This window comes from Kitasatospora sp. NPDC096147 (assembly GCF_044763225.1).
Taxonomy (GTDB): domain Bacteria; phylum Actinomycetota; class Actinomycetes; order Streptomycetales; family Streptomycetaceae; genus Kitasatospora.
Genome location: NZ_JBIWFX010000002.1, coordinates 1 through 11,236, shown reverse-complemented (window position 1 = coordinate 11,236; position 11,236 = coordinate 1). Strand labels below are relative to the sequence as shown.

Sequence of the window (11,236 nt, the reverse complement as noted above, 5' to 3'; positions counted from 1 at the left end):
GGGGGTCCGTGCGAACCGCGAGGTGGCCCGGGTCTGTCCGTCGGCGGGGCGGATGAGGGTGGCGTCGCTGTCCTGCCCGTCCGTCCCGGTGCCGCTCTCGGCAGAGTTCCGGGCCCTGGTGGCCGCCTCCTCGGCGATCCGCTCTGCAGGGCCGTCTTCCTGACGGACCGTCTACTGCGGTAAGTCCCGTGAGCCCCGGGGGAGATGGTGGCACGATGGCCTCCGGAGGGCTCGGGCGGAGCGGGAGGCGCGATGCGGTGGCTCACGGGTTGGTGCGGGAGCTCGCCCGGGGCCGGGCCGGGCGAGGTGCGTCCGATCGCCGCCACCGTGCTCTGGCACGGCGTCAGCCCGCTCTGGGCGGTGGGTGACTGGCGCCCCGACGAGATCCGCCTGGTGACGCTGCGCCCCGGGGCGCCCGCCGTGGTCACCACCGGTCCGCCGTCCGCCGACACCGACCCCGCCTCGGCCCCTGCCGCCGCCGAGCCGCCCGGGACCGTCCGGCTCGCCGTACTGGGCCGCTGCGGCGCCTCCGACGCCGAGCTCGCGGCCGGCCTGGCCACCGCCCGGGGCGGCGCCGTCCGCCACCTCACCACCTGGCCCGGCAGTTACACGGCGGTGCTCCGCACCGGCCCCCGGTCCACCGTGCTGCTCACCGACCTGGCCGGTGTGCTGCCGGTCTTCCACACCCCGTACGAGGGCGGCACCGCCTACGCCACCGCCGCCCTCCCGCTCGCCGACCTGGTGGGTGCACCGCTGGACACCGGGCACCTGGCGGCCCGGCTGGCCTGCCCCGAATCGCCCGAGGCGCTCGGCGAGTCCACGCCCTACCTGGGGGTTCGCCGGGTGCCGCCCGGCCACCTGCTCGGCATCCGCAACGGGAGGGCGCACGTCACCGGCTACGAGCCGGAGCAGAGCGGCGCGCCGACCCCGCGTGAGGAGGCGCCCGCCGTCCGGGAGTTGACCCGGGCGCTGCTGGAGTCGGTCCGCTGCCGGGTCCGGGCCTCCCGCCCCGGTGCCGGCCGGCCCCGGCTCGGGGCGGACCTCTCGTACGGGACCGGGTCGGCGACGGTGGCCCTGCTGGCCGCCGCCGTGCCGATCGCCCCGGCGCCGGCGGCCCCGGTACCCCCGGTGGCCCCGGCGGAGAGCCCGCAGCCCGCTCCGAGGAGCGGCGCGGTGAAGGGCTCCTGGGCCCGCCCGGCCGACCGGGCGGACTCCGCCCCATCCGCCCCGGCCACCCCCGAGCGGCTCACCGCCGTCACCCTCCCGGAGGAGGGGCCGCCCGGTACGGAGCTCGAACTCCCGCCGCTGCGGCAGCTGTTGGTGCCCTCGCCACTGCCGTACGCCGAACTGGCCGGGCTGGCGGGCCCCGAGGGCCCCGGCGCGGTGCCGCCCGGACCGCTGACCGACGAGCCCGGCACCGCCCTGGTCGCGGCAGCCCGGCTCGGCCACCGCTTCGAGGCGGGCGGGGCCGACCACCTCACCGGCTACGGTGCGCGCCAGGTGCTGGACGGCCATCCGGCCCGGCTGGCGGACCTGGTCCGAGCGGGCCGGGCCCGGCGGCTGGCCGGCCCGGTCACGGCGTTGGCCGGCGCCGAGCGGGCGGCGGCCACCAGCGCGTTCGGTACCGTGCGCACGCCCCTCACGGTCTGGCGCGCCGCCCATCGGCTGGCCCGCGCCCGGTACGCGGAGGCACTGGACGACGCGGCGGTCCGGCTGACGGTCCGCCACCGGACCGGCGGGGGAAGCCCCGGAGACCGTTCGGTGGCCGAACTGGCCTGGTGCGTCCCCGGCCCCGCCGCCCGCTGGCTCTCCGACGACGCCCTCTCCGCCGTCGCCCTCCGCCTCCGGCTGGCCGCCCGGGCCCCCGCCCCCGCCGAACCGCCCGGCGCCCGCCGGGCCCGGCAGGCGCTGCACCGGCACGCCGCCGAGTACCGCACCCTGCTGCACGCCGCCGAACAGCAGGGCCAGCGCCTGCACGCCCCCTTCCTGGACAACCAGGTGGTCCGGGCCGCCCGGCTGCTCCCCGACGAGACCCGGCTCCAGCCCGGTGCCCGGCACGCCCTGCTCCGCGCCGTGCTGGCCGGCGCCACCCGGACCGACCTGCCGCCCGGCTGGGGTCCCCGCCCCGGCCGCGACGCCGCCGACCGGGCCGGCCTGCACCGGGCGGCGGACGGGCTCGCCGAGCTGTTCCGCGCCCCGCTGCTCGCCGAAGCCGGCCTGATCGACCTCCCCGCCGTCCGCACCGCCCTGGCCACCCTCCGCTCCACCGACCCCTCACCCGACACCGTGGCCGGCCTCGCCGAACTGGTCTCCACCGAACTCTGGCTCCGCCGCATCCACGCCCGCCGCCACGGCACCTCCTGGACCGGCCTCCCCACCCCACCCCGCCAAGCCCTCGCCCGCCCGGCCTGAGGCCGCTCGGCCCGAGGCCGGTAGTCGGTGGCTTCGGGGGCGCGGGGAACTGCGCGGGTGCGGAAGGCGATCGAGCGTGGGGTCGGGGCAGTCGGGTCACTTGCACGTGGTTCCGGTCCTTGGCGTCCCCGGACCACTGGCCGGTGGCTTGGGGGGCGCGGGGAACTGCGCGGGTGCGGAAGGCGATCGAGCGTGGGGTCGGGGCAGTCGGGTCACTTGCACGTGGTTCCGGTCCTTGGCGTACCCGGACCACTGGCCAGAGGCCCCGGGGTACGGCGGAAGCAACCACGCGCGAGGTCGGCGCAGTCGCGGCACCTGCACGTGCTCCCGTTCCCCCGCGCGCAGACCCCTCGCGTCGCGCCCCGGTTCCGGTAGCTGACGGTCCATCATGGGGGAGTGTCGAGCACGGAGAAGATCGCGGCCCCCGAGAGCCTGCCGGTGTCCGGGGAGGTGCCCGTGGGCGGCCCGCCCGGGGTGCTGGCGGCGTGCGACGGTTCGGACGGCTCGCTCTGGGCCCTCGACCGGGCGATGAGCGAGGCGGAGCTGTTCGGCCTGCCGCTCTACGTGCTGGCCGTGGTGAACCCGTCCCCGACCGGCTACCCGCCGGGGATGATCGAGCTCGTGCAGGAGAGCATCGAGCGCCTGTCGGCCAGCATGGCCGACGGCCTCCGCCGCGCCGTGGCCACCGTCCAGACCACCCGGGGCCGCCCCTTCCAGGGCGCGATCGCCCTGCACGTGGTGCTCGGCAACGTCATCGAGGTGCTGCTCCGCTGCACCCGGGGCCAGCACACCCTGGTCGTCGGCACCCGGGGCAACGGCGGTTTCAGCCGCCTGCTGCTCGGTTCGGTCAGCACCGCCGCCGTCCACCACGCCGCCTGCCCGGTCCTGGTCGTCCCGGCCCCGCCCGCCGTCTAGAACAGCCGACCCGCCCGCCGTCCGAGCCGTCGGCCCTGCCCGCCCCGGTGACCGCCGTCACAGCCCGCCCGTCCGGGAATCAGGACAGCTTGGTTGATAGTTCACCTTTCCGTCCCCCGAACGCCCGGAGCAGCAGGAGAGTCATGAAGGTCGAGATCTGGTCGGACATCGCGTGCCCCTGGTGCTTCGTCGGCAAGCGCCGGTTCGAGCAGGCGCTGGACCGCTTCGAGGGCAAGGACGGCGTGGAGGTCGTCTTCCGGCCGTACCAGCTGGTGCCGGACGCCCCCGAGACCGCCTCGCCGCACCGCGCGTGGCTGGCCGAGCGGTACGGCCCGCAGTCGGTGGCGATGGACGCCCGGGTGACGGAGCTCGGCCGTACCGAGGGGATCACCTTCGACTTCGACACCGCCCTGCACGCCAACACCCTGCTCGGGCACCGGCTCCTGCACCTGGCCGAGGCCGAGTACGGCCCGCAGGTGCAGGCCGTGCTCAAGGAGAAGCTGCTGACCGCGCACTTCAGCGAGGGCGTGGACGTCGGTGACCGGGCCGCGCTGACCGACCTCGCGGTGGCCGCCGGGCTGGACCGCGACCGGGTCGCGGGCTACCTGGCCGGCGACGAGGGGCTGGCCGAGGTCCGGGCGCAGATCGCGGAGGGCCGGGAGCTCGGCATCACCGCCGTGCCGACCTTCGTCTTCGAGGGCAAGTGGGCCGTCCAGGGCGGGCAGGAGGCCGACACCTTCCTGCGTGTGCTGGAGCAGGTGGCCGCCGAGACCGCCGGCACGGACACCCCGGCCGGCGGCACCGACGCGGCCGGCGCCTGCGACGACGGCAGCTGCGCGGTCTGACGACCCCTCAGCGGATCGGTCCACCCGCCGCCCCGAACGCTCGCCCCCCGAACGCCCGGATCAGGTACAGCTGATCCGGGCGTTCGCCCAGTCGGCCAGGTCGAGCAGGCCGAGGCCGCCCGCGTCCTGCCGGGCGACCAGGCGGAACGAGCGCTGACCGGTGAGGTCGACGGTCACCGGCACGGCCGGGTCGCCCGGCCCGAGCGGGCCGGAGCGCCAGAGCACGGTGCCGTCCCCGCCCTCGACCGAGAGCCGGACGGTGCCGAACCGCAGACCGCCGTCCTCCAGCCCGGCCACCGCGCGGAAGGACGTGCAACTGGTCCGGTTGAGGTCCACGGTGATCTGCGCGGGCACCCGGGTGCTCAGCCCGCGCTGGTAGCGGGTGCCGTCGATCCACAGGCCGGTGCGCTGCCAGAGCCAGCCGCCGCCGCGCCGGATGGTCGGGGTCGGCGGGGTGTCCCGGTGGCCGCCGGGCGGACCGAACGGCAGGTCGTCGGCCCAGAAGTCGAAGACCTGCGGCCGGGTCGGCGTCGGGGACGGGACCGGCGGGGTCGGTGTGGGCGGGACGGGCACCGACGGGCTGGGGGCCGGTGGCGGGGTGACCACCGGAGGCGCCGGCGGGCTCGGGCTGGGTGCGGGCGGCGGAGCGGGCTGCTCCGGCGTCGGCGTGGGAGCCGGGGTCGGCGTCGGGCTCGGCGCGGCCGGTGCCGGCGTGGAGGCAGCCGGGGTCGGCGTCGGGCTGGGCGCGGGCGGCGGGACGACCGGGCGGACCGGCGTGGGGGTGGGGCTGGGCGCAGCCGGCGTCGGCGTCGGCCGGGCCGGGACCGGCTTGGGAACGGCCGGTGCGGGCGCGGCCGGTGACGGTGCGACGGGTACGGCCGGTGCGGAGACGGCCGGTGCGGCCGTCGGCCGGGCCGGTTCGGAGGAGCCGGTGAAGGCGTACGCGGCCACGGCCGCCGCGACCACGGCGATCCCGGCCGCGATCCCGGCCTTGGCGGCCGTGCCGAGGCCCTCCCCGGCCAGGGCGGCCCCACCGCCGGAGCCACCGGCGCCGGCCGACCCGGCCGCGCCACCCGCTGCGGCGCCGCCTGCGGCCGCACCGCCCGCCGTCGTGCCGCCCGCCGCGGTGCCGGTCGCCGTGGCGCCGACCACCGCCCCGGCCCCGACCGCGCCGAGACCGACCGCAGCGGCGGCGGCCGTGAAGTACCCGGCCCCGACCCAGACCAGCACCCCGCCGGGCAGGACCGCCCGCAGGCCGGTGTTGATCTCGGTCAGCTCCAGGTAGGCCGCCGTGCAGCGGTCGCACTCCTGGACGTGCCGGCCGACCTCGGCCGAGGCCCGCTTGCGCAGCGAGCCGCGCGCGTAGGCGCCGAGCCGGTTGGCGTACGCCTCGCAGTCCCGGGCCTGACTGCCCGACACGTGGGCCTGGAGGAAGGCGGCGGCCAGCCGGTCCCGGGCCCGGTGGGCCTGGACGGCGGTGGCGTTGGCGGTCTTGCCGAGCATCACCGCGACGGTCTTCGGCGACTCCCGCTCGACCTCGGTGTGCCAGAGCACCACCCGGTCGTCCTCGGGGAGTTCGGCGTACGCCTGCATCACCATCCGCTGGTCGGCCATCGCCATCGCCCAGGCGTCGGCCCCGGGGTCGGCGAGGTCCAGGTCGATGGTGGCGGCCGAGGTCTGGGCGAAGGTGCTGAAGTCGTCGACCAGTTGCTCGCGGCGCTCGCTGCGGGCCCAGGCGGCGGCGACGTTGCGCACCGCCGTCAGCAGGTAGGCGCGGACCGCGAACTCCGGCCCCTTGCCCGCCCGCAGGGCCTGCAGGGTACGGGCGAACACCTCACCGGCCAGGTCCTCGGCGGTGAAGCTGTCCCGGCAGCAGGTCCGGGCGTAGCGGCGCACCGAGTCGGCGTGCCGCCGGTAGATCTCCTCGTAGGCGGTGTCGTCACCGGCCCGCACCATCGCGGTCAACTCGGCGTCGGAGGGCGGGCGTTCACCGTCCACCGGATCGGCGGGAGCGGGCACCACCGGGCGGGCGGCAGGCTCACCCGGCGGGCTGACGAACGCCTCCGGGCTCACCCCGCCCTGGCCGGCCGCCGCCTGTCCGGGCACCCGGCCCGGCGGCACCGGTGCGGTCCGGCCGCCGGGCAGCGACTCGCGGATCGGGGCGCTCGCCTGGTCCGGGACCTGGCCGGGCGCGTCCAGCCCGTGGCCGGGGTCGTTCTGCTCCTCGGCGCTCACGATGCCTCCCGGCGGGTGCGGTCGGGCCGGTGCCCCGCCCCGGCCCGGAGCCCGGCTCCGGCACGGGGCGCGGCCTCGGCCGGGCGAACGGCACGCAACGGGACAATGGCTCCAAGCACGGCCAAAGAATGGCATAGCGGAGCGGGCACGGGAAGCCGCACCGGTCCGGACCCACCCGTACGGGCACCGTCGGCGGGCCAGGTCCGAGAGGTGCACCGGGCCCGGCACCGCCGACGGAACGCCTGCTCAGCGCAGGTGGAAGCGGCTCAGCGGGCCCGCAGTCCGTGCAGCAGGAGCTGCAACAGCCGCTCGGCCGGGGCGTCCTGGAGTTGACCCTCCTCCTCGTCCTCGCGCGGGGGCCGGGCGTGCACCGGCACGGCGGCGGTCAGCACCAGCACCACGTCCGCGACGGTCACCCCCGGCCGCAGCTCCCCGGCCGCACCGGCCCGCGCCACCAAGGCGGCCAGCAGGTGCAGCAGCTGACGCGGATCCGCGTCCCCGGCCGGTTCCACCGCGCGCTGCCCGGACGGCTGCCCGGGCCCGGACTGCGGTACGGCCCCGACGGGCTCGGCGTCCTCGGTGCGGCGCAACTGCTCCGGCACCTGCGGCCCGTCCGCGTCCCGGAAGGTGGCCAGCTCCTCGGCGTAGCGGAAGGCGGAGGGCGGCAGCAGCCGCCCGGCCCCCGAGCCGACCGCCCGGGACAGGTACCCGGCCAGCGCCTCCCAGGGGCCGGAGCTGCCGTACAGCGACTCCTTGGCCTGCGCGGTCAGCCAGGCCACCTCCTCGGCGGCGATCCGCTGGACCAGCACCTCCTTGCTCGGGAAGCGCCGGTAGACGGTGCCGACGCCGACCCCGGCCCGCCGGGCGACCTCCTCCATCGGTGCGCCGTAGCCGAGCTCGCCGAAGACCTGGCGGGCCGCGCGCAGCACGCTCTCCAGGTTCCGACGGGCATCCACCCTCAGCCGCGCGGCGCCTGACGGTTCGTCAGTCACGGTGTAGCTCTCCCTGGCACCCGGTCCGCGCTGCTCCGGCACCACTCCGGCCGGGCCGCGGCCGGCCGACGGTGGCACGGGCAGCCCCAGCAGTTGTTCCTGATCAGTCATAACCAACCTCCCCCGAAGGCGCCCGGGCGGGCGCCACACAGTCCGGCCGCTCGGCACCCCCCAGGTGCCCGGCGGTGCCCGCTCAGGACGGTGCCACCCCGGATCGGGCGGACGTCCGCGCCCACCTTCCCCGGTCGGGCCCACTGCAGTCGGACAGCTTCGCGGGCCGGACACCGTCCGGCCCAGCGCACAATCCGACCATAGTTCAAGGAAGTTCGCGGCAGAAGTGGACCTAAAGGCCCGGACAGTGGCGAATCCGAGCCACCCTGCGGGCCATCCCGAGGTCACCCTCCGGCCGGATTCCACCACCCGATCCGGTACGGCCTGTGGACAAGACCCCACCCGACAGGGCGTCATGGAGGACGCGGCCGGGCGGGCCCCGGCCGTCCACCACGCGCTCACCCCGGAAAGAGGTGGCCCCATCAGGATCCTGATCGTCGGCGGCGGTTGCGCCGGTACCGCCACCGCCCTCCGTCTGCAACAGCTGCTCAAGGCCGAACTCCGGGACGGCCGCACCGAGATCACCCTGGTCGAGCCCCGGCCCTACCTCACCTACCAGCCGCTGCTGGCCGAGGTCGCGGCCGGTTCGGTCGACCCGCGCCACGTGGTGGTGCCGCTGCGCCGGCTGCTCCCCGAGTGCCGGGTGCTGACCGCCCGGGTGGTCCGGATCGAGCACGCCGAGCGCCGGGTCACGCTCACCCCGGTGGACCGGGACGGCGCCGTCGAGCTGACCGAACTGCCGTACGACGTCCTGGTGGTGGCTCCCGGTTCGGTCTCCCGCACCGCGCCGGTGCCCGGCTTGGCCGAGCACGGCCTCGGCTTCGCCACCGTCGGGGAGGCGGTCGCCCTGCGCAACCACGTGCTGGAGCAGCTCGACCTGGCCTCCACCACCCGGGACCCGGAGCTGCGGCAGGCCGCCCTGACCTTCGTCTTCGTCGGCGCCGGCTACGCCGGGGTCGGCGCGCTGGCCGAACTGGAGGACATGGCCCGGTACGCGGCCAAGGGCTACCACAACCTCCAGCCCGAGGACCTGCGCTGGGTGCTGGTCGAGGCCCGGGACCGCATCCTCCCCGAGGAGCCGCCCGAGCTGGCCGACCACACCCTGGCCGAGCTCCGCGAGCGCTCCATCGACGTCCGGCTCTCCACCACCCTGGAATCCGCCGCCGACCGCCGGATGGCCCTCTCCGACGGCTCCTGCTTCGCCGCCCGCACCCTGGTCTGGACGGCCGGTGTCCGCCCCGCCCCGCTGCTGCGCGACTCCGACCTGCCGCTCGACCGGCACGGCCGGGTGCGCTGCCTGCCCACCCTCCAGGCGGCCGGACCTGACGGAGTCGCGGTGACCGGCCTCTGGTCCGCCGGCGACTGCGCCGCCGTCCCCGACCCGACCGCCCCCGAGCGGCTCGGCCACCCCGCCGACTGCGCCCCCAACGCCCAGCACGCGGTGGCCCAGGCCACCCTGCTGGCCGAGAACCTGGCCGCCGCCCTGACGGACCGTCCCCTGACGCCCTACCAGCCGGGCCGACTCAGCTGCTCCACCTCACTGGGCCTGCGCCGGGCGGTCGCCCACACCAGCCGGGGCGGCCGGCTCACCGGCCGCCGGGCCTGGTGGCTGCACCGGGCCCGGCACCTGCGCGGGCTGCCCAGCAGGGAGCGCCGGATCAGGGTGCTCACCGGCTGGCTGCTCGGGGGTCTGTTCCACCGCGAGGTGGTCTCGCTCGGTGCGGTCGAACACCCGCGTTCGGAGTTCCAGGCGGGCTTCAAACCGTGACCGGGGCCGGGGCGACCGAGGTGCCGGTGGGTACGGCGTGTCCCACAGGATGGGACGAAACGCCCCGCAACGGTCGTACGACTTCCGGAATACCGCCCCGGCCTGACAGGATCAGCCCATTCGGACCGTCACGCCGAGTGGCTTGTCAAGCACACGATGTGATGATCCGTCAGAAACTCGCTCGGGTACCCCCGGACCCGTCGAGCTGGTCCCCCGACGGAACGGCCCTCGCTTGAACCTCATGCGCTGGAGCGCCAGGCTCACCGGAGCACCCTGGCGCCCCGCTCCGCCCCCCGCGCCCGGCGAGCCGGTCAACCTGCCCGCCCCGCGCGAACCCGGCGTGCCCGGCGCCCTGCTCGACCTGCGCGAGATCCACGAGCTCTACGACCTGCGGAACGTCCTCGGCCGCCTCCCCGCCCCGGTCGCCGTCACCTACGGCCCGCTGCACCAGCTCGGCTACGCCAACCGCGCCTACCGGGCCCTGTTCGGCGACCGTCCGCCCGGACTGCCGGCCATCGAGGCCCTCCCCGAGCTGGCCGGCCTCGGCGTGCTCCCCCTGATGGACCAGGCGCTGCGCAGCGGCCGGGCCCGCAGCGTCAAGGCCCGCCGGATCATCGGCCTGGACGGCAGCCGCTACTACAACGTCTCCTGCGTGCCGCTGGGCAGCGAGGGCGGCACCGACCCGGCCGCGGCAGCCGCCGCCGCGTCGGCCGCCCTGCTGGTCGGCTCGGGGCCCGCCACCGTCGGCGAGGGCTTCGGCACCGCCGACGACACCGTCCGCCACCCCGTCGGCGTCCTGGTCTACGCGGCCGAGGTGACCGACCAGGTGCACGCCGCCACCCGCCTGCGCGAAGCCGAGAGCCGCCAGCGCGAAGCCGCCGTCACCCTCCAGCGCAGCCTGCTCCCGCAGAAGCTCGACCAGCCCGACGGCCTCACCGTGGCCGCCACCTACCAACCGGGCGGAGCCGAGGCCGCCGTCGGCGGAGACTGGTACGACGTCATCGGACTCGGCGGCGGCCGGACCGCCCTGGTGATCGGCGACGTGATGGGCCGGGGCCTGCGCGCCGCCGCCGTGATGGGCCAGCTCCGCACCGCCGTCCGCGCCTACGCCCGGCTCGACCTCCCCCCGCACGAGGTGATGACCCTCCTCGACGGCCTCGCCATGGAGATCGACGCCAACCAGATCGCCACCTGCACCTACGCCGTCTGGGATCCGGCGCCCGCCACCCTGGTCTACGCCTCGGCCGGCCACCTCCCCCTCCTGCTCCGTGCCCCCGACGGCACCGTCCTGAGGGGAGAGGAGCAGAACGGCCCCCCGCTCGGCACCGGCAGCGGCACCCACATCTCCCACACCCTCCGCCTCCTCCCCGGCACCAGCGGCGTCCTCTATACGGACGGCCTGGTCGAACGCCGCGACGAGGACATCGACCACGGCATCGACCAGCTCGCCCACACCCTGGCCGGCGCCATCGGCACCCCCGAGGTGGTCTGCGCCCGGCTGCTCCGCACGATGGGCGTCACCACCGATCACGACGACGACGTCGCGGTACTGGCCTTCCAGGTGCGGGTGGATGCCCGCCCGGCCTCGGGTTGACGCGGCTCCCGAAGAGGTCTAGTGTTCTTCGAGCTGCCTGACAGGGAGAACCGGACGCGCGCTCTGCACGGACGGTCCCGGGGTAGCCGATCTCTTGAAACACCACTTCTCATTCGAGCTGGGTCGCGCCTTGTCGCGTTCCAGTGCGAATTGCTGTGCGCAAATTCAGGAGATCGGGCCGGATTCGCTTTTCGGAGCGGGGATCGGCTAAGGTTTGAAACGTCGGACAGGCCGTCAGGTCGCAGAAGACGCAAGCGAGTTGGATGAAGGAAGCGCCGGAAACGGAGCGGAAAACATCTGGTAAGCTAAGAACACGAAAGAACGAAGCGCCCGGAGGGCCTGCCGGAAGGCAGACCGAAGGAAG

The 11,236-nt window shown here is 76.1% G+C and carries 6 protein-coding genes and 1 pseudogene; 5 read left to right on the top strand and 2 right to left on the bottom strand.

Annotated elements, in window-relative coordinates; genetic code table 11:
- Nucleotides 1–252 precede the first annotated feature (252 nt).
- The 3 genes from ACIRBX_RS05515 to ACIRBX_RS05505 all read left to right on the top strand — a co-directional run bounded on the left by ACIRBX_RS05515 (nt 253) and on the right by ACIRBX_RS05505 (nt 4,172).
- Entirely contained in the window at nt 253–2,412 is a 2,160-nt protein-coding gene (locus tag ACIRBX_RS05515) for an asparagine synthase-related protein (protein WP_402293905.1), read from the top strand.
- Between the two features lie 396 nt (nt 2,413–2,808).
- Nucleotides 2,809–3,327, top strand: a complete 519-nt coding sequence (locus ACIRBX_RS05510; RefSeq protein WP_402293904.1) for a universal stress protein — start codon at nt 2,809–2,811, stop codon at nt 3,325–3,327.
- Nucleotides 3,328–3,470: 143 nt separating this feature from the next.
- A complete protein-coding gene (locus ACIRBX_RS05505) occupies nt 3,471–4,172 on the top strand; it encodes a DsbA family oxidoreductase (protein WP_402293903.1) in 702 nt (233 codons plus the stop codon).
- Between the two features lie 60 nt (nt 4,173–4,232).
- Here the strand turns inward: ACIRBX_RS05505 and ACIRBX_RS05500 are convergent, their stop codons facing one another.
- Complete coding sequence (locus ACIRBX_RS05500; protein WP_402293902.1) at nt 4,233–6,407, bottom strand: sigma-70 family RNA polymerase sigma factor; 2,175 nt, start codon at nt 6,405–6,407, stop codon at nt 4,233–4,235.
- 266 nt (nt 6,408–6,673) lie between these two features.
- The gene (locus ACIRBX_RS05495) at nt 6,674–7,510 is read right to left on the bottom strand and encodes a TetR/AcrR family transcriptional regulator (protein ID WP_402293901.1); all 837 of its coding nucleotides are present in this window, start codon (nt 7,508–7,510) and stop codon (nt 6,674–6,676) included.
- A gap of 355 nt (nt 7,511–7,865) precedes the next feature.
- Between ACIRBX_RS05495 and ACIRBX_RS05490 the strand changes: the two genes are divergently transcribed.
- Together ACIRBX_RS05490 and ACIRBX_RS05485 are read left to right on the top strand one after the other, a co-directional pair.
- Entirely contained in the window at nt 7,866–9,278 is a 1,413-nt protein-coding gene (locus ACIRBX_RS05490; protein ID WP_402293900.1) for an NAD(P)/FAD-dependent oxidoreductase, read from the top strand.
- A 232-nt stretch (nt 9,279–9,510) separates the two neighbouring features.
- A pseudogene (locus ACIRBX_RS05485) lies at nt 9,511–10,839 on the top strand (PP2C family protein-serine/threonine phosphatase); the annotation flags it as partial.
- Between the last annotated feature and the right edge of the window lie 397 nt (nt 10,840–11,236).

Bases quoted from the DNA above. Each gene is read 5' to 3' on its own strand.
- ACIRBX_RS05515 (WP_402293905.1), top strand. From the start codon at position 253: ATGCGGTGGCTCACGGGTTGGTGCGGGAGCTCGCCCGGGGCCGGGCCG.
- ACIRBX_RS05505 (WP_402293903.1), top strand. From the start codon at position 3,471: ATGAAGGTCGAGATCTGGTCGGACATCGCGTGCCCCTGGTGCTTCGTC.
- ACIRBX_RS05495 (WP_402293901.1), bottom strand. From the start codon at position 7,510: ATGACTGATCAGGAACAACTGCTGGGGCTGCCCGTGCCACCGTCGGCC.
- ACIRBX_RS05490 (WP_402293900.1), top strand. From the start codon at position 7,866: ATGGAGGACGCGGCCGGGCGGGCCCCGGCCGTCCACCACGCGCTCACC.